Origin of the sequence: Demequina sp. (assembly GCF_016278775.1) — a bacterium.
Classification (GTDB): domain Bacteria; phylum Actinomycetota; class Actinomycetes; order Actinomycetales; family Demequinaceae; genus Demequina.
In genome coordinates this window covers 124,066-149,808 of the sequence record NZ_JADQBF010000013.1, presented here as the reverse complement: position 1 = coordinate 149,808, position 25,743 = coordinate 124,066, and the positions used below count along the sequence as shown (strand labels likewise).

Annotated in this window: 24 protein-coding genes and 1 tRNA gene; 18 read left to right on the top strand and 7 right to left on the bottom strand. The window is 64.6% G+C overall.

The genetic code is table 11. The features are described from left to right. Positions 1-18: 18 nt before the first annotated feature. The 11 genes from QZZ33_RS02760 (at position 19) to gtfA (ending at position 14,061) form a co-directional block, all read left to right on the top strand. Positions 19-252: an HGxxPAAW family protein gene (locus tag QZZ33_RS02760; RefSeq protein ID WP_291377970.1), complete on the top strand. Its 234-nt coding sequence runs from the start codon at positions 19-21 to the stop codon at positions 250-252. Positions 253-296: 44 nt separating this feature from the next. Then, a complete protein-coding gene (locus QZZ33_RS02755) occupies positions 297-647 on the top strand; it encodes a DUF4190 domain-containing protein (protein WP_291377969.1) in 351 nt (116 codons plus the stop codon). Positions 648-715: 68 nt separating this feature from the next. Beyond that, the gene (locus QZZ33_RS02750; protein ID WP_291377968.1) at positions 716-1,102 is read left to right on the top strand and encodes a DUF2752 domain-containing protein; all 387 of its coding nucleotides are present in this window, start codon (positions 716-718) and stop codon (positions 1,100-1,102) included. A 78-nt stretch (positions 1,103-1,180) separates the two neighbouring features. Beyond that, complete coding sequence (gene trpC / locus QZZ33_RS02745) at positions 1,181-1,990, top strand: indole-3-glycerol phosphate synthase TrpC (RefSeq protein WP_291377967.1); 810 nt, start codon at positions 1,181-1,183, stop codon at positions 1,988-1,990. Then, positions 1,987-3,198 (top strand): tryptophan synthase subunit beta, encoded by a 1,212-nt coding sequence (gene trpB / locus QZZ33_RS02740; protein WP_291377966.1) that lies wholly within the window; start codon positions 1,987-1,989, stop codon positions 3,196-3,198. Before trpC ends, trpB begins: the two co-directional genes overlap by 4 nt. Continuing rightward, a complete protein-coding gene (gene trpA, locus QZZ33_RS02735; RefSeq protein ID WP_291377965.1) occupies positions 3,195-3,995 on the top strand; it encodes a tryptophan synthase subunit alpha in 801 nt (266 codons plus the stop codon). Before trpB ends, trpA begins: the two co-directional genes overlap by 4 nt. Beyond that, positions 3,992-4,858 (top strand): prolipoprotein diacylglyceryl transferase, encoded by an 867-nt coding sequence (gene lgt / locus QZZ33_RS02730; RefSeq protein WP_291377964.1) that lies wholly within the window; start codon positions 3,992-3,994, stop codon positions 4,856-4,858. Before trpA ends, lgt begins: the two co-directional genes overlap by 4 nt. 118 nt (positions 4,859-4,976) lie before the next feature. After that, a complete protein-coding gene (gene gltB, locus QZZ33_RS02725; RefSeq protein WP_291377962.1) occupies positions 4,977-9,509 on the top strand; it encodes a glutamate synthase large subunit in 4,533 nt (1,510 codons plus the stop codon). Then, entirely contained in the window at positions 9,502-10,971 is a 1,470-nt protein-coding gene (locus tag QZZ33_RS02720; protein ID WP_291377961.1) for a glutamate synthase subunit beta, read from the top strand. Before gltB ends, QZZ33_RS02720 begins: the two co-directional genes overlap by 8 nt. Before the next feature lie 21 nt (positions 10,972-10,992). After that, positions 10,993-12,411: a pyruvate kinase gene (pyk, locus tag QZZ33_RS02715; RefSeq protein ID WP_291377960.1), complete on the top strand. Its 1,419-nt coding sequence runs from the start codon at positions 10,993-10,995 to the stop codon at positions 12,409-12,411. A 153-nt stretch (positions 12,412-12,564) separates the two neighbouring features. Further along, positions 12,565-14,061 (top strand): sucrose phosphorylase, encoded by a 1,497-nt coding sequence (gtfA, locus tag QZZ33_RS02710; RefSeq protein ID WP_291377959.1) that lies wholly within the window; start codon positions 12,565-12,567, stop codon positions 14,059-14,061. Between the two features lie 41 nt (positions 14,062-14,102). Here gtfA and QZZ33_RS02705 read toward each other — a convergent pair whose 3' ends face one another. Continuing rightward, a complete protein-coding gene (locus QZZ33_RS02705; protein WP_291377957.1) occupies positions 14,103-14,576 on the bottom strand; it encodes a methylglyoxal synthase in 474 nt (157 codons plus the stop codon). A 215-nt stretch (positions 14,577-14,791) separates the two neighbouring features. On the opposite strand from QZZ33_RS02705, the gene QZZ33_RS02700 reads away from it, so the two are divergent. The 5 genes from QZZ33_RS02700 (at position 14,792) to QZZ33_RS02680 (ending at position 19,146) form a co-directional block, all read left to right on the top strand. Further along, positions 14,792-15,751 (top strand): ATP-binding cassette domain-containing protein, encoded by a 960-nt coding sequence (locus QZZ33_RS02700; protein WP_291377955.1) that lies wholly within the window; start codon positions 14,792-14,794, stop codon positions 15,749-15,751. A gap of 125 nt (positions 15,752-15,876) precedes the next feature. Beyond that, positions 15,877-16,596, top strand: coding sequence for an ABC transporter permease subunit (locus QZZ33_RS02695; RefSeq protein ID WP_291377953.1), 720 nt, complete (start codon positions 15,877-15,879; stop codon positions 16,594-16,596). A gap of 35 nt (positions 16,597-16,631) precedes the next feature. Further along, a complete protein-coding gene (locus QZZ33_RS02690) occupies positions 16,632-17,876 on the top strand; it encodes a histidine kinase (protein ID WP_291377951.1) in 1,245 nt (414 codons plus the stop codon). Continuing rightward, positions 17,873-18,547 carry a response regulator transcription factor gene (locus QZZ33_RS02685; protein WP_291377950.1) on the top strand — a complete coding sequence of 225 codons (675 nt, stop codon included), beginning with the start codon at positions 17,873-17,875 and terminating at the stop codon, positions 18,545-18,547. Before QZZ33_RS02690 ends, QZZ33_RS02685 begins: the two co-directional genes overlap by 4 nt. Before the next feature lie 206 nt (positions 18,548-18,753). Further along, positions 18,754-19,146: a DUF302 domain-containing protein gene (locus QZZ33_RS02680; RefSeq protein ID WP_291377948.1), complete on the top strand. Its 393-nt coding sequence runs from the start codon at positions 18,754-18,756 to the stop codon at positions 19,144-19,146. 62 nt (positions 19,147-19,208) lie between these two features. On the opposite strand, the gene QZZ33_RS02675 is transcribed toward QZZ33_RS02680, so the two are convergent. Next, positions 19,209-19,282 (bottom strand) — tRNA-Leu (locus QZZ33_RS02675). Positions 19,283-19,303: 21 nt separating this feature from the next. Here QZZ33_RS02675 and QZZ33_RS02670 point away from each other — a divergent pair. After that, complete coding sequence (locus QZZ33_RS02670) at positions 19,304-19,915, top strand: response regulator (protein ID WP_291377946.1); 612 nt, start codon at positions 19,304-19,306, stop codon at positions 19,913-19,915. A gap of 187 nt (positions 19,916-20,102) precedes the next feature. After that, positions 20,103-21,377, top strand: a complete 1,275-nt coding sequence (locus tag QZZ33_RS02665) for an ABC transporter substrate-binding protein (RefSeq protein ID WP_291377943.1) — start codon at positions 20,103-20,105, stop codon at positions 21,375-21,377. 183 nt (positions 21,378-21,560) lie between these two features. Here the strand turns inward: QZZ33_RS02665 and QZZ33_RS02660 are convergent, their stop codons facing one another. Genes QZZ33_RS02660 through QZZ33_RS02640 form a run of 5 tightly spaced genes read right to left on the bottom strand, consistent with a single transcriptional unit; the run spans position 21,561 to position 25,726 of the window. Then, a complete protein-coding gene (locus tag QZZ33_RS02660) occupies positions 21,561-22,289 on the bottom strand; it encodes an ABC transporter ATP-binding protein (RefSeq protein WP_291377942.1) in 729 nt (242 codons plus the stop codon). After that, entirely contained in the window at positions 22,286-23,131 is an 846-nt protein-coding gene (locus QZZ33_RS02655) for an ABC transporter ATP-binding protein (protein ID WP_291377941.1), read from the bottom strand. Before QZZ33_RS02655 ends, QZZ33_RS02660 begins: the two co-directional genes overlap by 4 nt. Next, complete coding sequence (locus QZZ33_RS02650; protein WP_291377940.1) at positions 23,124-24,101, bottom strand: branched-chain amino acid ABC transporter permease; 978 nt, start codon at positions 24,099-24,101, stop codon at positions 23,124-23,126. Before QZZ33_RS02650 ends, QZZ33_RS02655 begins: the two co-directional genes overlap by 8 nt. Before the next feature lie 3 nt (positions 24,102-24,104). Further along, positions 24,105-25,268, bottom strand: coding sequence for a branched-chain amino acid ABC transporter permease (locus QZZ33_RS02645; RefSeq protein ID WP_291377937.1), 1,164 nt, complete (start codon positions 25,266-25,268; stop codon positions 24,105-24,107). Between the two features lie 50 nt (positions 25,269-25,318). Next, on the bottom strand, positions 25,319-25,726 hold the full coding sequence (locus QZZ33_RS02640) for a hotdog fold thioesterase (RefSeq protein ID WP_291377936.1): 408 nt from the start codon (positions 25,724-25,726) through the stop codon (positions 25,319-25,321). Between the last annotated feature and the right edge of the window lie 17 nt (positions 25,727-25,743).

Sequence of the window (25,743 nt, the reverse complement as noted above, 5' to 3'; positions counted from 1 at the left end):
CCCGAAGGAGTGATCACGATGTCCCACCAGATCGACCCCGAGAACCTTCCGCCAGTGGCTCCCCATAACCACGGGCGGACGCCGGCTGCATGGGCCACCAACGGCCTCATTGTTCTTGGCGCGTTGTTCGCGGCGGTGGGACTGATGATTCCACTGCTCGCCCTCGTGTGGGTGGGCTCCGGGATAGTTATCGCCGCACTGGCAGTGGGTGCGGTGCTGCGGGCGCTCGGTCACGGGCAACCGCTCCGCTAGGTGCCGCTCATCCTGCGACACCGCCTTACCAAAGGAGATAAGACATGACGCAAGTTCCTCCGCCCCCACCGATGGGCGACCCCATGGGCGGTGCTCCGCAGCCCCAAGGCAAGGGCATGGCCATCGCGTCCCTCATTCTCGGAATCGTCTCCGTGGCGATGTGCCTGTACTGGTTCCTCGCGATTCCCGCGGGCGTCATCGCCATCGTGCTCGGCGTCATCGCTCGTGGTCGTGGAGTCGGCGCTGGCATGGCGCTCGCCGGCATCATCACGGGTGCCCTGGGCGCCGTCCTTGGTCTCGTTGTAGCCGTCGCGGTCTTCACTGGCGGCGGAATCTTCGACAACTACTGTGAGGACAACCCCGACAACCCGTACTGCGAGCAACAGGGTTACTAGTGGTTGCCACTACGGAAGTGTCGCCCGCTCCTCAGGAGCGGGCGACACGGTCGCGGCCGCGGAACGCGATGTTGGCGTGGCCCGCCGCGGTTGCCCTTGCAACTGCGGCAGGCACCACCTACATCGCCCTGAACAACCCGCATGACACCGGCGGCACCTTCGTGTGCCCACTGTTCGCGATGACCGGGGTGTACTGCCCTGGCTGCGGGGGCACGCGTGCCGTGTATGACCTGGCGCACGGTGACATTGCTGGCGCGCTTTCGATGAACCCGCTCTTCACCATCGCCGTGCCCTTGTTGGGAGTCTTGTGGTTGAGATGGGTGATGCGTTTGCGTGGAGTGGTGTTGCGTGAGTGGCCGTTCCCGACATGGGCTGGCGTCGCACTCTCGGCCGTCATCGCGGCCTTCTTTGTTCTGCGCAACGTGGGGCCCCTCGCCCCACTCCTCTCCCCGTAGCGGGCCCGCGTGTGGTGCACCGCCGGTCCTGAAGGTCCCGGGACGGCGGTACCATTGGTCCCGGGGAGGTGGCAACGCATGAGCGTTCTCGACGGCATCGTCGCAGGTGTCAGAAGCGATTTGGAAGTGCGCGAACTCGCCACTTCGATGGACGAGTTGAAGGCTCGGGCCGCACGGCGGCCGAGCGCAGTAGACGCGCTCCAAAAGCTCCGCACCGCCGAGGTTTCTGTGATCGCCGAGGTCAAGCGATCCAGCCCATCCAAGGGTGCGATTGCGCAGATCACGGACCCCGCTGCGCTCGCCACGGAGTACGAGGCCGGGGGTGCGAGCGTCATCTCTGTTCTGACAGAGCGGCGCCGGTTCGGAGGTTCGCTAGAGGACCTCGACAACGTGCGCTCCAAGGTCGATGTACCGATTCTGCGCAAGGACTTCATCGTCACGCCGTATCAGGTGTGGGAGGCGAGGGCTCACGGAGCAGACATGGTGCTCCTCATCGTCGCAGCGCTCGAGCAGAACGCGCTGGAAAGCCTGGTGGAGCGAGTTCACTCGCTCGGCATGTGCGCGCTGGTCGAGGTGCACGACGAATCAGAGGTGAAGCGCGCGGTGGACGCAGGCGCCCGCGTGATCGGCGTCAACGCCCGCAACCTCAAGACCCTCGAGGTCGACCGCGGCACGTTCTCGCGAGTGGCTCCCACCATTCCTGACGGGATCGTGAAGATCGCCGAGTCCGGCATTAGGGGCAGCCACGACGTGGTCGAGTATGCGCGCATGGGCGCCGATGCCGTACTCGTCGGCGAGGCGCTAGTGAAGGACAAGGACCCTCGCACCGCAGTGGCCGAGATGGTAGCCGCAGGCGCACATCCCGCCTTGCGATCGGTGCGTCCGTGACGCAGTCTCTCTCCGGCGCTGCCGGGCCCTTCTTTGGCGCGTTCGGGGGCCGGTTCGTTCCAGAGGCTCTTGTAGCCGCCCTCGACGAACTGACCGACGCCTACGACAAGGCCAAGCACGACCCGGCCTTCGGCGAGGAGCTCGACAGGCTGGCGCGGGAGTACACGGGCCGTCCATCGATCATGACCGAGGTGCCGCGTTTCGCCGCGCATTGCGGCGGCGCGCGCGTCTTCCTCAAGCGCGAAGACCTCAACCACACGGGCTCCCACAAGATCAACAACGTGCTCGGCCAGGCACTCCTGACCAAGCGCATCGGCAAGACCCGCGTCATCGCGGAGACGGGCGCAGGCCAACACGGAGTCGCTGCGGCAACGGCCGCAGCACTGATGGACCTCGAGTGCACCGTGTACATGGGAGAAGAGGACACCGAGCGCCAGGCTCTCAACGTGGCCCGCATGCGGCTACTCGGCGCCACGGTGGTGCCAGTCACGACCGGCTCACGTACGTTGCGAGACGCGATCAACGAGGCGTACCGCGATTGGGTGACCAATGTGGAGACCACCAACTACATCTTCGGCACTGCCGCTGGCCCTCACCCGTTCCCCGAGATGGTGCGCGACTTCCAACGCGTCATCGGCCGAGAGGCCCGCGAGCAGATGATGGCGCTCGGCGGGCTTCCCGACGCCGTCTTGGCGTGCGTCGGCGGCGGGTCGAACGCGATTGGCGTGTTCGACGCCTTCCTTGACGACGACGGGGTGCGGCTCGTCGGTTGCGAGGCAGCGGGCGACGGTGTCCAGACAGGCAAGCACGCCTCGTCCATCACGGGAGGTCGTCCTGGCGTGCTGCACGGCGCGATGTCATATGTGCTGCAGGACGGCGACGGGCAGACGCAGCCTTCTCACTCCATCTCTGCTGGACTCGACTACCCGGGGGTGGGGCCGCAACACGCGTGGCTCGCCGACATGGGGCGCGCCGAGTACTGGCCGGTGACCGACCCAGAGGCGATGGAGGCCTTCCGCCTCCTGTCCCGCACCGAGGGAATCCTTCCCGCTATTGAGTCGGCGCACGCCCTCGCGGGGGCCATGAAGTTGGGCCGCGAGCTCGGGCCAGATGCCACCTTGCTGGTGAACCTTTCTGGTCGCGGTGACAAGGACGTGGAGACGGCAGCCACCTACTTCAACCTGCTCGACGAGGAGTCCCAGCAGTGAGCGCACTGACCGATCGGCTCGATGCCATACGCGGCGAGGGCCGCTCGGCCCTTATCGGGTACCTCCCGGTGGGCTTTCCCTCCGTGGAGCGCTCCGTGCGGGCCATGGAGACGATGGTCGCCGCGGGGGTCGACGTCGTCGAAGTGGGGTTGCCGTATTCAGATCCTGTGATGGACGGTCCGACGATCCAGGTGGCCGCGGAGCGCGCATTGCAGGGCGGCACCCACATTGCCGACGCCTTCACCGCTGTACGTGCGGTGGCCGATGCAGGTGCGCCCGTCGTCGTCATGTCCTACTACAACCCCATGCTGCAGTACGGTCTTGAGCGCTTCGCCGATGATCTCGTGGCCGCTGGCGGCTCGGGCGCGATTACGCCGGACCTCACCCCGGATGCCGCGGGCCTGTGGCTCTCCGCAGCCCGGCCGCGCCACCTCGACACCATCTTTCTTGTGGCCCCCAGTTCGACTCAGGAGCGACTGCACATGACGGTGGCCGAGACCACCGGGTTCGTGTACGCAGCGTCGCTGATGGGCGTGACGGGGGAGCGCGCATCAGTGGGCGCAGGCGCCGAGCAACTTGTCGCGGCGACTCGGGCGGCGGGCGCCGCACGGGTGTGCGTCGGTCTGGGTGTCTCGACCGGGGCGCAGGCGGCCGATGTCGCGCGCTTCGCGGACGGGGTGATTGTGGGTTCCGCGCTCGTCCGATGTCTGCTCGACCATGAAGACGAAGACGCGGCGCTCGATGCGTTGCGCGCCAAGACCGCGGAGCTTGCTCGCGGAGTCAGGGGCGAGTCATGATCCACCTGTCCTTTCCCAGCCCCCCACCCGAGTGGGCGGTCTACCACCTTGGCCCGCTGACGGTGCGTGCCTACTCGTTGTGGATACTGGCGGGCATCTTCTTCGCCTTGTGGCTGACCACAAAGCGCTGGGTGGCGCGCGGAGGCACGGCAGAGGTGGTCGGCGACGTGGGCTTCTGGGCGATCCCGTTCGGAATTGTGGGCGGCAGGATCTATCACGTGATCTCGACGCCGGGGCCGTACTTCGGTGACGGCGGCAATCCGATCGACGCCTTCAAGATTTGGGAGGGCGGGCTCGGCATCTGGGGTGCCGTGGCATTCGGCGCGCTCGGCGCGTACATCGGGTGTCGCCGACACGGAGTGACCTTCACTGCGTTCATGGATGCCGCCGCGCCCGGTATCCTCGTGGCACAAGCCATCGGCCGAATGGGCAACTACTTCAACCAAGAGTTGTTTGGCAGGCCGACCGACCTTCCGTGGGCCGTGCGGATTGACCCCGCATTTCGTCCCGAGGGCTTCGAGCAGTTCTCGACCTTCCACCCCACGTTTCTGTACGAGATCCTGTGGAACCTGGCTGGCGCGGCGTTGATCATCTACCTGGATCGACGCCTCGACTTGCGCGGTGGCAGGGTCTTCTGGCTCTACGTGATGGTGTACGTATCTGGTCGCCTGTGGATCGAGACGGTGCGGATCGATACCGCCGTTGAGGTGGGGGGACTGCGCATCAACGTGTGGGTGTCCATCGGCGTGCTGCTGTTGGCCGCCGCCATGTACGTCATGTGGGGAAGGCGCCAGGCGAGACATCCGCAACTGCCGCGGAACCAGCTTGCGGCCGCTGGGCAGGATGCTGGCTCCACCGATTGACGGTTCGGGTGGGGCCAGGTGAACGCGGTAGTCTGACTACCCGTGTGTACACCGGGTCGATGGCGCCCCGATACGAAGAAGTTCACGGCCACTGGCCGGGACGGCAAAGGACGGTGTGATGGCCACGCTTGGTGGTGACGAGCCCATGTCGGGTCTGTACGACCCGGCCTACGAGCACGACTCGTGCGGAGTGGCCTTCGTGGCGACACTGCGTGGTCACGCGGGGCGCGACATCGTCGATCTTGGCCTCACCGCGCTCAAGAACCTGGAACACCGCGGTGCCGTGGGCGCAGAGACGGAGACGGGCGACGGCGCGGGCATCCTGACACAGATCCCGCACGAGTTTCTGGTGGCCAATACCCACTTCGATCTTCCCGAGAAAGGGTCTTACGGCGTCGGCCTCGCGTTCTTGACCCCCGGCCAGGAAGACGACGAGATTGCGGCCTTTGAGGCTGCTGTGGCGGTCGAGAATGCCGAAGTTCTGGGGTGGCGCGACGTGCCAGTGGTGCTCGACCCGCTGGGCCCCTCTGCTCGTGCTGCGGCACCGACCTTCCGCCAAGTCTTTGTTGCGGCCGACCAGTTGACCGGAATCGACTTGGACCGCAGGCTCTACCGGGTGCGCAAGCGTGCCGAGAAGAGCGGCGGACCATTCTTTGCGTCGTTGTCGGCACGCACCCTGACCTACAAGGGCATGCTCACCACGTACCAGCTTGAGCAGGTCTTTCCCGACCTGCTGGACCCGCTGTACGCGTCGGAACTTGCCTTGGTTCACTCGCGGTTCTCCACCAACACGTTCCCGTCGTGGCCGCTCGCCCAGCCGCTGCGCCTCATTGCCCACAACGGCGAGATCAACACGGTGCGCGGCAACCGCAACTGGATCGCTGCGCGCGAAGGTCGCTTGAAGTCCGACCTGCTCGGTGAGATGAAGGACCTGATGCCGGTGTGCTCGCCATCGGCGTCCGACACCGCATCGTTCGACGAGGTGTTGGAGTTGTTGCACCTTGCGGGACGCCCGCTGCCCCACGCGGTGCTGATGATGATTCCAGAGGCGTGGCAGAACAACACAGAGATGGATCCCGCACGGCGCGCGTTCTATGAGTACCACTCGGCGCTCGTCGAACCCTGGGACGGCCCCGCGGCACTCCACTTCACCGACGGCACGCTCGTTGGCGCGACCCTCGACCGCAACGGGTTGCGTCCCGGGCGCTTCTGGGTGACAGATGACGGCCTGGTGGTGTGCGGTTCAGAGGCCGGATTGCTGGACATCGACCCCGCACGCGTGGTGCGAAAGGGTCGTTTGCAGCCGGGCCGCATGTTGCTTGTCGACACTGCCGCAGGTCGCATCGTGGAGGACGACGAGGTGAAGTCGGCACTCGCGGCGGAGCAGCCATACGCCCAGTGGATCGCCGACAACTCGGTCAGACTGGCCGAGCTGCCAGAGCGCGAACACGTGACCCACTCACGTGCCTCCGTGGTGCGCCGCCAACGGACGTTCGGCTACACAGAAGAGGAACTGAAGATCCTCCTGGAGCCGATGGCGAGGTTCGCGGCCGAGCCGATCGGCGCGATGGGGTCTGACACTCCCATTGCCGTTCTTTCGAACCGGCCAAGGCTGTTGTTCGACTACTTCACGCAGATTTTTGCTCAGGTGACGAACCCGCCCCTTGACGCCATTCGCGAAGAGATCGTCACGGCTATTGGCGGCGCGATCGGTCCCGAGCCGAACCTGCTGGAGGGACTGCCAGAGCATGCGCGCAAGGTCATCCTCGACTTCCCTGTGATCGACAACGATGAACTCGCCAAGATCATTCACATCGACGCCGACCCCTCTTTGCGAGGAGTGTTCTCGTCGCGGCGCATTCGGGGCTTGTACAACGTGCACGACGGCGGCGCTGGGCTGGAGTCTCGTCTTGAGGAGATCTTCGCCGAGGTCGACCGTGCGCTGGAGGAAGGCGTCAGCTTCCTGATCCTGTCGGACCGCGACTCTGACGCCGATCACGCGCCGATTCCCTCCCTGTTGTTGACCTCCGCCGTGCACCACCACCTGGTGCGTCACCACAGCCGGACGCAATTGTCGTTGGTGGTGGAGGCGGGCGATGTGCGCGAGGTGCACCACGTGGCGCTGCTGGTCGGCTACGGCGTCGGCGCCGTGAACCCGTACCTGGCCATGGAGACAGTTGAGGACCTGGTCAACCGCGGGTATATCACCGACATCACTGCGGAGCAGGCCGTCAACAACCTCATCAAGGCGCTCGGCAAGGGAGTCTTGAAGATCATGTCGAAGATGGGGATCTCGACCATCGCTTCGTACCGAGGCGCACAGGTTTTTGAGGCGATCGGCCTGTCGCGAGAGTTGGTGAACCTGCACTTCGCGGGCACCCCCAGCCAGATCGACGGAGTGGGCCTCGATGTGATCGCGCGAGAGGTCGCCGAGCGCCACGCCGACGCGTACCCGGCTTCTGGCCAACGTCCCGCCCACCGACGCCTCAACTCCGGCGGCGAGTACCAATGGCGCCGAGACGGCGAGGAGCACTTGTTCGACCCAGAGACGGTCTTCAAGCTCCAACACTCGACGCGGACGCGCCAGTACGCGGTGTTCAATGAGTACGCCGAGCGCGTCAACAACCAGTCCAAGCGGCTGATGACCTTGCGCGGGATGCTCGACTTCGCCTCGGACAGGGAACCCATCCCGATCGAAGAAGTGGAACACATTCGCGACATCGTCAAGCGCTTCACCACGGGTGCCATGTCGTACGGGTCGATCTCCCGGGAGGCCCACGAGACTCTCGCAATCGCGATGAACAAGCTCGGCGGCAAGTCGAACACTGGCGAGGGCGGCGAGTCTCCCGAACGGCTGTACGACCCGACGCGGCGCAGCGCCATCAAGCAAGTGGCCTCCGGCCGGTTTGGCGTGACGAGCGAGTACCTCGTGAACGCCGATGACCTGCAGATCAAGTTGGCGCAAGGCGCCAAGCCAGGGGAGGGCGGTCAGCTCCCAGGGGCGAAGGTCTACCCGTGGGTCGCGGAGACGCGGCACTCCACGCCAGGCGTCGGCCTCATCTCGCCGCCACCTCACCACGACATCTACTCGATCGAGGATCTCAAACAACTGATCCACGACCTGAAGAACTCCAACCCCAAGGCACGCGTTCACACCAAGCTCGTGTCCGAGATCGGTGTCGGCACCATCGCCGCAGGCGTGGCCAAGTGCAAGTCAGACGTGGTGCTCATCTCGGGGGCGGACGGCGGAACGGGCGCCAGCCCGCTCAACTCGCTCAAGCACGCGGGAGCGCCGTGGGAGATCGGCCTGGCCGACACCCAACAGACGCTCGTGCGCAACGACCTGCGCGACCGCATCGTCGTTCAAGTCGACGGCCAGCTCAAGACGGGCCGCGACGTGGTGATGGCGGCTCTGCTCGGTGCAGAGGAGTTTGGTTTTGCCACCGCTCCGCTCGTGGTCTCCGGCTGCATCATGATGCGCGTGTGCCACAAGGACACGTGTCCCGTGGGTGTGGCCACCCAGAATCCCGAACTTCGCGAGCGCTACAGCGGCAAGCCGGAGTTTGTTGAGACCTTCTTCGAGTTCATCGCCCAGCAAGTGCGTGAGCTCCTCGCTCGCTTGGGCTTCCGCTCTATTGAAGAGGCCGTGGGGCATGTCGAGATGCTCGACACTCGCGCGGCGATCGACCACTGGAAGGCTCAAGGGCTGGATCTGGCACCCCTCTTGGCGCCGCCGCCAGCGGGCGCCAACCTTCACCAGTCCACCGCTCAGGACCACGCGCTCGATAAGGCCTTGGACCTCACGCTCATCGAGGAGTCGAAAGCCGCACTCGACAAGGGAACGCCCGTGCGTCTCGTCCACAAGGTGCGGAACACCCACCGCACCGTCGGCACGATGCTCGGTTACGAAGTGACGACGCGCTACCACGGCGAGGGTCTTCCTGACGACACCATCAGCGTGGAACTGACCGGTTCGGCAGGTCAGTCGTTCGGGGCTTTCGTGCCAAAGGGCATCACGTTGCGACTGTTTGGTGACGCGAACGACTACGTGGCCAAGGGCCTGTCAGGCGGCCGAGTGATCGTCCGCCCCGACACGTCGGCGGCACTCAATGACGCTCTTGACGTGATTGCGGGAAACGTCATTGGTTACGGCGCGACGAGCGGCCAGATCCTGATGCGCGGCCAGGTAGGCGAGCGCTTCTTGGTGCGCAACTCTGGGGCGTCGGCCGTGGTGGAGGGCGTAGGCGACCACGGGCTTGAGTACATGACAGGGGGCACCGCTGTGATTTTGGGCCGCACTGGCCGAAATCTCGGAGCGGGAATGTCAGGAGGGACCGCCTACGTGCTTGACCTGCGTCCCGAGCGAGTCAACAAGGATGCCCTCGCGACCGGTGAGCTGACGCTGAGCCCGCTGGACCCGGAGGATGTCATCATCGTCCGCTCGTTGATCGAGGCCCACGTGGTAGAGACAGATTCGCCGCGGGGCCGTGAGTTGCTCGACAATTGGGAGACATCGCTTGAGCGCTTCACACGTGTCTTGCCAGCGCAATATGCGCGAGTGCGTGAAGCTCTCGCTGAACTTGAGGCCAAGGGGCAAGATCTCGAGTCCCCTGGTGCTTGGGACGAGTTCTTGGAGGTAACCGGTGGCTGACCCACGTGGATTTCTGAAGCATCGCGAAAGGGAGCTCCCTAAGAGCCGTCCTGTGCCTGTGAGGCTTCTCGACTGGAAGTATGTCAAGGACGAACTCGACAAGGATCCCGAGGCGCTCACCCGGCAGGCGAGCCGTTGCATGGACTGCGGCATCCCGTTCTGCCACCAAGGATGCCCCCTGGGCAACCTCATTCCCGAGTGGAACGACTTGGTGTGGCGCGGGCAATGGGACGACGCCATTGACCGCCTTCACGCGACCAACAACTTTCCCGAGTTCACGGGCCGCATCTGCCCGGCCCCGTGTGAGACAAGCTGCGTACTGGGCATCAACCAGCCTGCCGTGACCATCAAGAACATTGAGGTCTCGATCATCGACGAGGCGTTCGAACGCGGCACGGTCAAGCCACTTGAGCCGGGCCGTCAGACTGGCAGAACAGTCGCCGTCGTGGGATCGGGTCCCTCGGGTCTGGCCGCAGCTCAACAACTCACGAGGGCTGGCCACACCGTCGCCGTCTTCGAAAAGGACGACCGCATCGGCGGGCTCATGCGATACGGCGTGCCCGACTTCAAGATGGAGAAGATCCACATCGACCGCCGCGTCGAGCAGATGGAGGCCGAGGGGACGCGTTTCCGTACCTCCGTCGAGATCGGCAAGGACATCAGGTGGGACGACCTTCGAGCCCGCTATGACGCCGTGCTGATTTGCACTGGGTCCACCGTCCCGCGTGATCTGCCGATTCCTGGGAGACGATACCGGGGCATCCACTTTGCGATGCCGTACCTCACCCAGAGCAACAAGGTGGCAGCGGGCGATACCGTCGAGCGTCAGATCACCGCAAAGGACAAGCACGTGATCATCATCGGCGGCGGCGACACCGGCTCGGACTGCCTCGGCACGGCGCTGAGGCAAGGAGCCAAGTCGGTCACGACGCTCGCCATCGGTGTGCAACCTCCCGAGCAAAGGGACCCGAAGTCCCAACCTTGGCCAACCCACCCCATGCTGTTCGACGTCTCGAGCTCTCACGAAGAGGGAGGCGAGCGCAAGTTCCTCGCCTCCAGCGTTGAGTTCCTTGCAGATGAGGACGAGCACGTGACGACCCTGCGCCTGTCGCGTACCCAGATCATGCCTGACGGCACCCGCGGCCCTGCGCCTGGCACGGAAGAGGAGATCCCCGCGGATCTCGTGCTCCTCTCGATGGGTTTCACAGGGCCTCACAGAGACACGCTCGGGCAACTTGAACACATCGGCTTCACCCCTCGCGGCACCGTCGCGCGCAATGACCAGTTCGCGACCGCAGTTGACGGCGTATTCGTCGCTGGCGACGCCGGCCGCGGCCAGTCGCTCGTGGTGTGGGCCATTGCCGAAGGCAGGGCCGCAGCGGCCGCTATCGATACATACCTCACCGGCAACACCGAGTTGCCAGCACCCGTGACCGCGAGAACCCTCGCGCTGCGGGCCTAAATACCCCCTAGGTTGGAGAACATGCGAAACGCCAAGATCGTCTGCACCATCGGCCCGGCGACGTCGTCCCTGAAGAACATGCGCAAGCTGGTGGATGCTGGCATGGACGTCGCCCGCATCAATCGCTCACATGGCAGCACGGAAGAGCACCAAGCCGTCTACGACAATGTCCGGAAGGCCGCCGACGAAGCGGGCCGCAACGTCGCCGTGCTCGTGGATCTGCAGGGACCCAAGATTCGGTTGGAGAAGTTCGCGGACGGACCTCACGAACTCGCCGTGGGCGACGTTTTCACGATCACCACCCGTGACGTCGTTGGCACCAGGGACATTTGCGGTACCACGTTCAAGGGCCTTCCTGGTGACTGCAACGTGGGCGATGCCCTGCTGATTGACGACGGCAAGGTGCGCCTCGAAGTGATCGAGGTCACCGACACCGATGTGGTCACCAAAGTCGTCGTCCCCGGACCGGTGTCCAACAACAAGGGCATCAACCTTCCTGGCGTAGCCGTGTCGGTCCCCGCGCTGTCCGACAAGGACGAGGAAGACCTGCGCTGGGCCCTCAAGCTTGGTGCGGACTTCATTGCGCTGTCGTTCGTGCGTTCGGCCGCCGACTACGCGGACGTGGCGCGCATCATGGCGGAGGAGGGCATCACATTGCCGGTCATCGCCAAGGTGGAGAAGCCGCAAGCGGTTGCCAACCTCGAAGAGATCGTCGATGCGTTCGACGGAGTGATGGTGGCTCGCGGTGACCTGGGTGTCGAACTGCCGCTCGAAGAGGTGCCGCTCGTCCAGAAGCTGGCGATCGACATGTGCCGGGCGCAGGCCAAGCCCGTCATCGTGGCCACGCAGGTGCTCGAGTCCATGACGTACTCGCCCGTCCCGACCCGTGCCGAGACGTCCGACTGCGCGAACGCCATCCTTGATGGTGCGGACGCCGTCATGCTGTCGGGAGAGACCTCGATCGGCGAGTTCCCGATCATCACGGTCGAGACGATGGCCCGCATCATCGAGAACACGGAGCAGAAGGGCCGCCACCGCATGGCGCCCTACACGGCCGTGCCCAAGACCCGTGCCGGAGCGATCACGCACGCGGCCTCAGACATCTCGGAAAAGCTCGACATCAAGTACATCGTGACGTTCACGCAGTCAGGTGACTCGGCGCAGCGCATGGCTCGCCTGCGTCCAGAGACGCCCATGATCGCGCTGACGCCAAACGCCAAGACCCACAAGCGACTGGCGTTGTCGTGGGGCGTCAGGTCGGAGATTGTGGCGAAGGCCGAGAACACCGACGAGATGGTGGAGAACGTTGACTCGCTGCTGAAGCAAACTGGGCGCGCGGTCGATGGCGAGTACATCATCGTCGTGTGTGGCACCCCCGTGGGCATTCCCGGCACCACGAACTCCATCTTTGTGCACAAGGTGGGTGAGGTGCGCAACTAACGCCGCCGCATGTACTAAGGCCCGCCGACTCGCGTCGGCGGGCCTGCTTTTTTGGGCATTGAGGCTGGCAGCGTCCTACAGTGGAGGTGAGGGCGTGAGAGCGCCAGCGAACCGCCGCAACGGGGCGTCGGTGGCACAAGGGGAGTGGTAGCCATGACGCGCAATGCCGTCCAACTCATCACCTACGCCGACAGACTCGCGGGTGACCTCCAAGGCCTGGCGAAGGTGATGGCGAGCGAACCGTGGGCGGGGGCATTCGGGGGCGTGCACGTCTTGCCGTTCTTCACTCCCTTTGACGGCGCCGACGCTGGATTCGACCCCGTCGATCACACCCAGGTGGATCCGAGGTTGGGCACGTGGGAGGACCTGGTTGCGCTCAGCGATGGGGGCGACGTGATGGTTGACATCATTGTCAACCACGTGTCGAGTTCCTCAGCCGCTTTCACCGGTTGGCTCGACCGGGGATCGGCGTCGGAGCACGACGGCATGTTTCTCACGATGTCGACGGTGTTCCCTGACGGCGTCAGCGAGGAGGAGCTGACCAAGATCTACCGACCCCGACCTGGGCTTCCCTTCACGCCCTATCGCGTCGACGGCGAACTGAGGCTGGTCTGGACGACTTTCACACCCCAGCAGATCGACATCGACGTCACCCATCCCGTCACGCTGCGTTACCTCGACACCATCCTTGACGCCGCTGCCGCATCGGGGGCCAACGTGGTGCGCCTCGATGCCGTTGGCTACGCCATCAAGACCAGGGGAACCTCCTGCTTCATGACGGAGGACACGTTCCGGTTCATCGCCGACTTCACGTCGAAGGCTCACGCCAGAGACCTCGAAGTACTCGTGGAGGTGCACTCGTACTATCGCCGCCAGATCGAGATCGGTCGTGCCGTGGACCGCGTCTACGATTTCGCCTTGCCCCCTTTGGTGCTCCACGCCTTGTACACGGGCGACGCCACCGCTCTCCACGAGTGGCTTACGGTGCGCCCCGACAACGCCGTCACGGTGCTCGACACCCACGACGGCATCGGCGTGATCGACGTGGGGGCTGATCAATCCGACCCCGAAAGCCCTGGGCTGTTGCCCCCGGAGGCTATCGACGCACTCGTGACCACCATGCATGCCATGTCGGGAGGTTCGAGCGCCGCAGCGACGGGGGCTGCCGCCTCGAATCTCGACCTCTACCAGGTGAATTGCACCTTCTACGATGCCGTCGGTGCTGACGACCATGCCTACCTTGCTGCCCGCGCCATCCAGTTCTTCGTTCCTGGAATCCCGCAGGTGTACTACGTGGGGGCGCTGGCAGGCAGCAACGACGTGGAACTCCTGGAGCGCACCGGCATCGGCCGCGACATCAATCGCCACTACTACGCGTGGGACGAGATCGCCTCCGACCTCAAGAGGCCCGTCGTCAAGGCCCTGATGGCGTTGTGTGCGTTCCGAAGTGCGTTCGCGGTCTTTGACGGCGACCACGTGTTCGGGATGTCAGAGGATGGCTCGACGCTCACCCTGCACTGGAAGGATTGGGAAGACTGGGCGGAACTCACTGTCGATGTCAGCGACGCTTCTGTCACCCTCACCTGGTCCTACGAGGGTGTCGAGGGTCGTTCAGATGATCTGCTCGCCAACCCTCCGGTGCTGCGGTAGCGCCTGGTGAGGTGCTCCCAACCCCAGGGCGTCGCGCCGCCTTAGTGGGAGTCGCGTAGCGTCGCCCAATCGCGGTCGCCCAGATCTGGCACGGCACGGTCGTACGGCTGCGCGAACAGCGGTGACGAGATGAGAAAGTCCGCCGTGGCCACGTTCGAGGCCATGGGGATGTTCCAGACGGCGCCGATGCGCAACAAGGCCTTGACGTCTGGATCGTGCGGCTGAGCCTCGAGCGGATCCCAAAAGAAGATGAGGGTGTCGATACTGCCTTCGGCGATCTTGGCGCCGATCTGTTGGTCACCGCCCACCGGCCCCGACAGAAACAGGTTGACCTTGAGGCCCAACTCGTACTGAAGCATCGTCCCTGTGGTGCCTGTCGCATACAACTGATGGTTCGAGAGCGTGGCGACGTTGAAGCTGGCCCACTCAAGGAGTTCGACCTTCTTGTTGTCGTGCGCCACGAGCGCGATGTGACGCTGGGCTCTGTTGGTGCGTTTCGCGCTGGATGTGGCCATGCGCCCAGTATTGCGCGCGGCACTCTCAGGTGCCAGGCGCTTCCACTCAGTGCACTGCTCGCGCGCCGTGCCCCGGGTCCCACCAAGGGCTGAGTTCTCATCCTTAGGTCGTACGCCGCCGCCGCGTGAAGATCATCCGCGGGACGGTGCCGCACGAATACCAGCATCCCTAGCGTGGAGGTATCGCCCTTCGGGGACACATCTAGGGAGGAACAATGATCGAGGCACAAGGGCTCACCAAGCGATATGGCCCCACGACTGCGGTGGACGACATGTCGTTCACCGTCCACCCAGGCCGCGTAACCGGCTTCTTAGGCCCCAACGGCGCAGGCAAGTCGACGACGATGCGCATGGTGGTGGGACTTGACCGTCCCAGCGATGGCGCGGTGACAGTGAACGGCCGCCACTACTCGCAGCACCGGGCTCCCTTGCAAGAAGTAGGGGTGCTCTTGGACGCCAAGGCAGTGCACACGGGCCGGACAGCGCGCAACCACCTTCGCGCGATGGCCGCCACGCACGGCATCTCTACCAAGCGCGTCGACGAGGTCATCGAGATGACCGGGCTCACTTCTGTCGCCAACAAGCGTGTGGGTGGCTTCTCGCTCGGGATGGGGCAGCGACTTGGCATCGCATCGGCCCTGTTGGGCGATCCGCAGACGCTCATTCTCGACGAGCCCGTCAACGGGCTGGACCCAGAGGGCGTGCTGTGGGTGCGCAACCTCACCAAGTACCTGGCGAGCCAGGGCCGCACCGTCTTCCTGTCTTCCCACTTGATGAGTGAAATGGCCCTCACTGCGGACCACCTCATCGTGGTGGGCCGTGGCCGCGTGCTGGCCGATGCGCCGGTAGCGGACGTTGTCGCCGGAGCCTCCGGGGCGAAGGTGCGCGTGCGCAGCCCGCAGGCCGACGCACTCGAGGAGCTGCTGCGCCATGCAGGGGCAGCCGTCATCGCCACCGAGCCCGGCCTGCTGGAGGTCATGGGCAGGTCGGCCGAACAGGTGGGAGATGCCGCCGCATCGGCGGGACTCTCACTGCACGAACTGACGCCGGTAAGCAGCTCCCTCGAGGACGCCTACCTGCAGTTGACAGCCGACGAGGTCGAGTACCACTCGACTGCCTTCGGCACCGAAACCATCTCCGGCGCCGAGCCGGCAAACCAAGGAGCATCGCGATGACCGCCGCAACCGCAACCCCCGTCCGTTTTCAACCATCGGTCGCCGTCCGACCTCAGTCGTTCGGTAGGACCGTCCACTCCGAGTGGATCAAGTTCTGGACCGTCCGTTCTACGATCTGGACCCTCGTGGCGACCGTAGGCGTCATGGTCGGAATCAGCATGCTCGCCGCGTGGGGCTCCTCGATCGAGGCGGTGGATGCGGGCTCAGGTCCGATGAACACCGCACAGTTGCTGAGTGCCGGTTACCAAATGGCTCAACTCGCGATCGCGGTGCTGGGGGTCCTCACGATTGCGGGCGAGTACTCGACGGGAATGATCCGGTCGACGCTCGCGGCCGTGCCGCGGCGCGTGCCCGTCCTCACCGCCAAGGCATTCGTGCTCAGCGGCGTGGTCGCGGGGATCTCACTCGTATCGATGGCGCTGTCGTACGTTGCGACGATGCCGTGGCACGAGGACCTGGGCGCGACGTTCGACCTGACGAATGGAGAGACCCTGCGGATGACCGTCGGGCTCCCGCTCTACCTCATGGCCATCGCGGCGTTCGCCTTCGCCATCGGAGCTCTGCTGAGGCACAGCGCCGCCGCGCTCACCGCGGTGATCGCCTTGCTCTTGGTGATCGAGAACGTCCTCATGCTCATCCCGGTGCGGGCCATCGAACTGATCAGCCCCTTCCTTCCGTCAAGCGCTGGGCGCAGGCTGCTCTTTGATGCGGAGACGCTCGAGGCGACCGATGCCATTACCAAGGGCGCACACCTGTCGCCGTGGGAGGGCTACGCCGTGCTGGTCGCGTGGGTGCTCGTATTGGGTGCCGTCGCCGCCATCATGCTGCGTCGCCGGGACGCCTGACGCGTCGTGAACAGGCAGTATGAGAGAGTGACATCGTGACCGAGACCGGGCCCTTCACCGAGTTGAACTCTCGGCGATTGGGCCCGGTTCGTCGCTTCTTTGTGACGCGTCCCCGCGCGATGGACGCTGTGGTGGTGGCGCTCGTCGTGGTGGTGGTGGGCACCTCCGATGTTGGCACTGGCGCGTCGCGCTCGGTCGCCGTCGGTATGGGGTTCGCTGTTGCCGCCGCCACGGCTCTGGTGTGGCGGCGTCCACGGCCTGTTGTCGTGACAAGCGTTGTGGTGAGTGTGGGGGTGCTCTCGCTCGCTCTCACAGGGTCGCTCGGCGGTCTGGAACTTGCCCTGGCGTTCGCGTTGTATGCCGTGGCGACCTCGCGTCGTGCAGGTACTGCATGGCTGACGGCGGCGGTGTCCTTTGCGGTGCTGGTGACTGCGGTATGGGTATGGGAGCAGGAGAGCGCCGATGTCATGGTGCGAGGCGACGACGGCACCTACATGGTCACCGATGATCGGGTGGGGACGACCGCTCAGGTGCTGATCTTCACCCTCGCCGCAATGGCGATTGGCAACAGCGTGCGCAGCAGGCGCGAACACCTTGCCGACCTGATGGAACGAGCGAACGCGCTAGCCAAGGATCGCGACCGGCAGGCGCAATTGGCCAGGGCGGCCGAGCGCAGCAGGATCGCCAGGGAGATGCACGACGTGGTCGCGCACAGCCTGTCGGTGATGATCACGTTGGCCGACGGTGCGTCCGTCGCGCTTGACCGCGCCCCGGAACGGTCGCGAGCTGCGCTCACAGAGTTGACGTCTACCGGTAGGGCGGCGCTGCGGGACATGCGACGAGTGCTGGGGGCGTTGGCCGACGATGATGCTCCGCTCGAACCGACGGGCCAGGGTGATGACCTCGTCGGCCTCATTGATCGTTTCCGTACCGCGGGCCTGCCGGTGCGGGCAGAAGGGCTGCGCCTCGAGCCCCCGGCCGACACCGGATTGCGCTTGGCGCTGTATCGGGTGGTGCAAGAGTCGCTCACCAACGTGCTTCGCCACGCGCCGGGCACTGCCGGAGTCGCCGTGGAACTCCACCACCACCCGAACCACTGGGAAGTGACGATTTCCGACCAGGGGGGCGTGGTGCCTGCTCCTGAGTCGGACGGCGCTGGCCTCGGCCTGGTGGGCATGAGAGAGCGCGTGGAGCTCTTCGGGGGCACGGTCGACGCGGGTCCTTGGGAGCACGGTTGGCGCGTGCACGTGACAATTCCTCATCAGGAGGCCCACACATGACGGAACCCACCCGTGTACTGCTGGTGGACGACCAAGCCCTGATGCGCATGGGCTTTGCCATGGTGCTCGACGCCGAACAGGACCTCGAGGTGGTTGGTGAGGCGGGAGACGGCGCCGCAGCTCTGACGCAAGTGCGTGCCTTGCACCCCGACGTGGTGTTGATGGATGTGCGCATGCCAGGCATGAACGGCATCGACGCGACTCAGCGCATCGTCGCCGACCACCCGGACGTGCGCGTCCTCGTCCTCACGACGTTTGACCTGGACGAGTACGCCTTCGCGGCGTTGCGTGCAGGCGCGAGCGGGTTTCTGCTCAAGGACACCGAACCGGCCGCGCTTGTCGCCGCGATTCGAACGGTCGCTTCCGGCGACGCGGTGGTCGCGCCACGGGTCACGCGCCGGATGCTCGAGATTTTCGCGCCTCACCTGCCGACGCAGTCGGACGCAGGTCCCCAGGCTGGAGACCCGCGGTTGGCGTCACTCACCCCGAGGGAACTCGAAATGCTGCGCGCCGTTGCACGGGGGCTCTCCAACGTCGAGATTGCGGCCGAGTTCTTTCTGTCAGAGGCCACGGTCAAGACCCACGTGGGAAACATCCTTGCGAAACTCGAGGTCCGTGATCGCGTTCAGGCGGTCATCGTCGCCTACGAGTCGGGTCTCGTCGCGCGCTAGCGACCGACCGGCTCGTGGCTGGATACCCTGTAGGGTATGGGGAGAAGACGCTTCGACTGCAAGTGGGTATCGACGTCACGTCCATGCCAACCCGGCTCAATTTGGCAAGAGTACGATTCAAGAGCGTCGTCATCCTTGCCGGCGTCGCGCCATCTGGGCGCCGCAGTGCTTGTCGGAGCCGGTAGGGCCCTATCAGGGAGGAACCGATGCAATTCCAACGCACCGTGCACCTAGATCTGCCGTTTGACGAGGCGATGACACGCACCCGTGAGGCGCTGGCCGCCCACGGCTTCGGCATTCTCACAGAGATCGACATGCAGGCGACACTCCTGGAAAAGCAAGGCTCACACATCGAGCCGTACACGATCCTCGGCGCGTGCAATCCAGCCCTGGCAGAAGGTGCCATCGCCGCCGACCCGAGGATTGGCGTCCTGCTGCCGTGTAGCGTCGTCGTCCGCAAGACGGGCCCGCAAGAGTGCGATGTGCACGTGTTCGAGCCCGATCTGATCCCCGCGGTCAGCGGAATCTCGGCGCTCACGGGTTACTCGGAGGATGCCGGAACGCGCCTCGCAGGAGCCTTGGCCGACTTGTCCTCTTGAGGCGGTCGCCCGTTGCGGCCATCAGGCCAGGACGCCACCAGAAACTCCACACATCACAGAAGTGCCCCGAGTGGGATTCGAACCCACACTGGTACGGGTTTGAGCCGTATGCCTCTGCCGGTTGGGCTATCGGGGCGCGGCCACTAGGCTAGCGCGTGTGAACGAGAGTACTGAACAATCAGGAGCGTCTGCCGCTCAGCGCCGTGCCGTCGTTGCCGAAGACGAGGCGCTCATCCGCATGGATATCGTCGAAACGCTCCGCGAGGGTGGCTACGACGTCGTGGGAGAGGCCTCCAACGGCGAAGAGTGCGTCAACCTGTCGCGGGAACTGAAGCCCGACGTCGTGGTCATGGACGTGAAGATGCCTGTGATGGACGGCATCACCGCGGCGGAGCACATTGCGAAGGAGCGTCTGGCTCCCGTCGTGCTGCTGACGGCGTTCTCACAGACGGAGCTGGTGGAGCGTGCGCGCGACGCGGGTGCCATGGCGTATGTCGTGAAGCCGTTCACCCCAGCGGACCTCTTGCCTGCGGTGGAGATCGCCGCGTCCCGCTTCGTGGAAGTCAGGGCTCTTGAGAACGAGATTGCAGATATCTCGGAGCGCATGGAAACGCGCAAGCGCGTCGAGCGCGCCAAGGGCCTGCTCATGGAGAAGATGCAGCTCAATGAGCCGGAGGCCTTCCGCTGGATCCAGAAGACGTCGATGGACCGTCGGCTCACGATGCGTGAAGTCGCCGAGGCCGTCATCGACCAAATGGACGCGAAGTAGCCTCGCGTCGCCCCTGGTAGAGAAGCCCCGTGGAAATACGGGACCCATGACTTAGGTCACGAAATCGTGACCCTAGCGACCCACGGACGTAATTTGCCCCAGGTAGCGTGAAATGAACTACCAGCGGGGATCGTCCTCGCGGTGGCTCCGGCGGGTCCTCCCGCCGCACGTACATGGAGGAACAAACATGGCTCGATGGAACACCATCGCACGTGGCACCGCTCTTGCGGCTGTCGCGTCCCTTGCGTTGGCGGCGTGCGCCTCTGGCGGCGACGACGACCCGACCGACTCCACCACAACCGGAGACGGCGGCAGCACCAACACCGACGCGCTCAAGATTGGCTCGTTGCTGCCGTTGACCGGCTCACTGGCCTTCCTCGGCCCGCCAGAGGTTGCGGGCGTGGAACTCGCCGCCAAGGAGATCAACGACGCGGGCGGCATCTTCGGGGCCGACGTGGAGATCATTCACCAGGACTCGTCAGACACCGACAACCCGCAGATCGCCTCGTCTTCAGTGTCGGCGCTGATCGCGGATGAGGTAGCGGCGATCGTTGGCGCCGCGTCCTCCTCCGTTTCGCTCAACGTCGTGGACGACATCTCGAACGCTGGCATCGTCCAAATCTCGCCGGCCAACACGTCGACCGCGTTGTCGGGCTACTCGCCCTTCTACTTCCGCACCGCCCCGCCGGACACCGTCCAGGGTTCCGCGCTCGGCAACCTCATCGTGGAAGACGGCATCGAGAAGCTCGGCATCCTCCTCTTTGCAGACGACTACGCCACATCGCTGCGCGACGTGGTCCAGGGCGTCGTCGAGGAAAGCGGCGGCGAGCTCACGTACGGTACCTCCGGTGACGAGTTCCAGACCGACGCCTCGAACTTTGAGTCGATCGTTCAGGACGTTCTTGCGACTGAGCCAGACGGCATCCTCGTGATCGCCTTCGACCAGACCAAGAACATCATCCCCGCGCTCGTGGGCGCTGGATACCCGGCGGACCAGTTGTACTTCACTGACGGCAACACCGCCGACTACTCGGGCGACTTCGACGCGGGCGTGATGACTGGCGCGAAGGGCACCATCCCTGGTGCCAACCCGTCCGACGACTTCAAGACACTTCTTGATGACGTCAACGGTGGCGAGCTCGACTCCTACGCCTATGGTGCAGAATCGTACGACGCGACGATGCTTGTTGCGCTGGCCGCGCTGAAGGGCGATGGCGCGGATGGTCAGACCGTTCGTGACAACCTGGCGGCGGTTTCCGGCGCGAACGGCGGCACCGAGTGCACTGGATGGGTGGCGTGCTCCGAGCTGATCATGGCTGGAGAGGACATCATCTACCAGGCCGTGGCCGGTGTGGGTCCGTTTAACGCGGACAACGACCCCGAAAGCGCCTACGTGGGCGTGTACGTGTTCGATGACGCGAACGTCCCGCAGTGGACCAAAGCGGTGTTCGGCGAGGTCTAGGCCCCGCAGACACGACGAAGGGCCCCGGCTCCGGCCGGGGCCCTTTCGCGTGTCGCGCCAATCGGGCGAGGATGTCCCGCGTAGGGCGGCTGCCCCGCCTACTCCGCACCGCCGGTGGCTCAGTCCGTGCCGCGGCTGACCCACAGCACACGCTGACAGCGGCCCGTCGCTGACGCGTGACTGCTAGGCGCCGAGCGTGCCCAGATACAGCTCGATGACCTTGGGGTCCTTCAGGAGTTCTTGGCCAGTGGCCGTGTACGCAGACGTTCCCTGATCGAGCACGTAGCCGCGGTCGCAGATCTGCAAGCAGCGCCGTGCATTCTGCTCGACCATGATCACGGTGACGCCGGTGCGGTTGATCTCGCGCGTGCGCACGAAGGTCTCATCTTGGCGCACGGGGGACAGGCCAGCGGAAGGCTCGTCGAGCAGCAGGACCCGGGGGTCCATCATCAAGGCCCTGGCCATCGCTACCATCTGTCGCTCGCCGCCAGACAGCGAGCCGGCTCGCTGATTGCGACGGTCTCCAAGTGTCGGGAACAGGTCCACGATGCGCTCGAATCGCTCAGCGAACTTCTTGTGCGCTTGATAGGCGCCCATCTCGAGGTTCTCTTTGATGGTCAGAGACGGAAAGACGTTGTTGTTCTGCGGAACGAAGCCCACTCCGCGGTGAACGAGTTCGTCGGCTCTCGTGTTGGTGATGTCCTGACCCTCAAGCATCACGGAGCCTTCACGGATGGGGACGAGACCGAAGAGTGCCTTGAGGAAGGTGGACTTACCAGCACCGTTGGGGCCGATGATTCCAATGAGCTCGCCTTGCTTGACCGTCATAGAGCAGCCGTTGAGGATATCAACGCCGGGAAGGTAGCCGGCGATGACGTCAGTCGCCTCAAGAATGGTGGGGGCGTCGGTCATGAGCTGGACTCCTCGGACAAGTCGGTGTCGTGGTGGACACCCAGGTAGGCCTCCTGCACTTCTGCGTTCTTCATGACAGTGTCCGGCGGGCCTTCCGCGATGATGCGGCCCTCGGCCATCACCACGACCCAGTCGGAGATGCGCCTCACCATGTGCATGTCGTGCTCCACAAACAGCACGGACACGCCCTCGTTCTTGAGCTTCACGATGTGATCAAGAAGTGACTCTGTCAGGGCGGGGTTCACTCCGGCCATGGGCTCGTCGAGCATGACCATCTCTGGCTCTGACATGAGAGCCCTAGCCATCTCGAGCAACTTGCGTTGGCCGCCAGAGAGCGAACCCGCGAAGTCGTCCTTCTTCTCGTACAGCGTGAAGCGGTGAAGCAGCTCGTGAGCCTTCTCGGTGATCTCTGCCTCGCGCTGGCGCCACAAGGACGGCAGGAATGCGGCGAAGAGATTCTCGCCGCGCTGGCCTGCAGCACCAAGCCGCATGTTCTCAATGACTGTCATGCGGTTGAGCGCCTTGGTGAGCTGGAAGGTGCGCACTTTGCCAGCGCGGGCAACTTTCGCGGGCGAGATGCCCTTCATCGAGGTGCCGTTGAAGAGCCACTCGCCGCGCTGAGGCTTGTCAAAACCGGTCAGCAGGTTGAAGAACGTCGACTTTCCGGCGCCGTTGGGACCGATGAGGGCGGTGATCGCATGACGTTGGACCTCGAAGTGGTCCACGTCCACGGCAGTGAGCCCACCAAAGCGGCGCAACACGTGATCCGCGATGATGATCGGGTCCTCTTTGGCGGCCCCGGGCTCGTGAAGGGTGTTCGCGAACGGATTCGTGTCAGTCATTGAAGGCCAACTCCCTCTTGTCGCCGAGCACACCTTGTGGTCTGAAGATCACCAGGCACATGAGAGTGACTCCCACGAGCACCAACGAGAAGGGCTCGAGTTGTTGTTGCGAGAGCACGGAGTCGGGAATCCACATCGCTGCGAGTCCCTTGACGAGCACCAGAGAGCACCAGAAGATGATGGACCCGAGCACGGGGCCGAAGATGGTGGCCGCCCCGCCAAGCAGGAGCAGGGTCCACACCCAGAAGGTCGTGGGCCGCCCCATGGAGTCGGGTTGGACAGAGGCGCCAAGTGACCAGACGACGCCAGCAAGAGCGCCTACCGCGCCGCCGATCACGAGAGCTTGCATCTTGTAGGAGTAGACGTTCTTGCCGAGCGACCGCACGGCGTCCTCGTCCTCCCTGATGCCCTTGAGAACGCGCCCCCACGGCGATCGGGACAGTCGCCAGAAGATGACCACCAGGATCGCAACGAGAGCCCAGGCGACAACGACGAGCCACCAACTCGTTGAACGGGCACCATGGAGCGCGAACGGGCCGACGTCCACCATGCGGTCAGGGAAGGGCGAGAGTTGTTCGAAGGGCTCCTTGAACTCGTTGCCGCGGATACCAGTCGAGGCGCCTGTCAGAGCATTGAAGTTCTGGGAGCGTCCTAGATAGCGAACCATCTCGGCGGCGGCAATCGTCACGATCGCGAGATAGTCTCCCCGAAGCTTCAGGGTGGGCCAGCCGAGGAGCAGTCCGAAGACCATGGCAAGGACAAGCGCCACGATGACGCCCAGCCAGATGGGCCCTCCTTCGCGGATGGTGATGGCGAAGCCATACATGCCGAGCAGCATGAAACCCGCCTGGCCCATGTTGAGCAGGCCGGTCAGGCCGAAGTGGAAGTTGAGGCCGACGGCCGCGAGTGCAAAGGCCGCCGTGGTGGGAGTGAAGGCTTCTCGCACGACGTCAATGAAAAGGTCTCCCATGGTCTAGCCCACCCTTTCCGCTCGTCCGAGTATTCCTTGCGGTCTCACGAGAAGCACGAGGATAAGGATCGCGAGCGCCGTCGCGTACTTGAGGTCTGGACCGAGCCACAGCGTCGACGTTTCCACGACGACGCCGATCACGAGCGAGCCCGCAAGGGCGCCATATGCCTGGCCCAACCCCCCGAGCGTGACGGCAGCGAACATCAGCAGCAGGAGTTTGGCGCCGATATCGAACTTGGTGCCATTGTCGTACAGCGCCATCAGGATTCCGCCGAGGGCGGCAAGGCTGACGGCCATGACCCAGACCAAGCGAATGATGAAGTCCACCTTGATGCCGGAGGCCGCTGCGAGTGCGCGGTTGTCCGACACCGCGCGCGTCGCACGACCCAGGCGCGTTCGCTGCAGGAATATGGCGACGGCGATGAGGACGATCGCCGCAATGGCGATCGACATCAACGTGATGTTGCCCACCTGAATGGGCCCCACTTGGTGACGGACCTCGATCGACTTGCTGAGCCGAATGCGATTCGGGCCGATCCACCACTGAAGGAAGTTCAGCAAGGCAAGCGAGAGACCGATCGACACGATCATCTGTTGAACGATGCCGACTCCGCGTTTGCGGAGCTTGCCCCACAGGAATCGGTCCTGGACCCAGCCGGAAGCGCCGGCCAAGATGATCGCGGCGATGGCGGCCATCCACAGCGGCCACCCGATCACAAACTTGAGGGGCGTCAGGGGAATGCCGACGGGCTGATCGGTGGCGAAGAAGTAGGCGAGCATCGCGCCGAGGGAGACCTGCTCACCGTGCGCGAAGTTGCTGAGGCCGGTTGTCCCATAGATGAGGGACAGGCCGACGGATGCGAGGGCAAGCATGAGCCCAAAGACGACACCGTTGAACACGTTTTGGAGCACTCGCGACTGCGAGTCAGAGACGGCCGTCTGCTCGGGTGTTGGTGCGACCTCGCTGGAGACACTGGGCTCAGCCGTGCCTGCTTGGCCAGTGACCGCATCACCAGCGGCGGCGTCGGCGGACACGGCGCTCGCCACAGTGACGGGGTCCGGGGTGGCGGCAGACTGGGCAGAAAGCACCCACGTCACCGCAACGGCCGCGACAAGAAACACGACGAGCGCTCGCAACACAACACGGGTGTCAAGTGATCTCTTCACTGGTGCCCTCCCAGGTGGTTGCGGAACAATGTAACCCATGGATGTTTCCGCTATGTGGCCTGGCGGTCGCGAATCAAGCACGTGAGGCGTGCCGTGGCGATGCGTTCGCCGTCCTCGTCGACGACCGCGATGTCGTAGGTGGCGGCGCTCCTTCCCAGGCGCAACGACGTGGCCACGGCACGGACATCACCGCTGGTCTTTGCACGATGATGCGTGATGTTGAGGTCGACCCCCACCGCCATTCGGCCGGGGCCGGCGTGGGCGGCCGCGGCGAGCGACGCGACGGTCTCCGCCAATGCCGCTGAAGCCCCGCCGTGGAGCAATCCATATGGCTGCGTGTTGCCCTCCACCGGCATCGTCGCTACCGCCCTGCTTGGCGTGACCTCGGTGACGGTCATGTGAAGGCGGTCGATGAGCCCGCCAAGGTTGGCATAGCCTGCTGCTGCGCTGTCAGTCATAGGGGATAGGTTGGCAT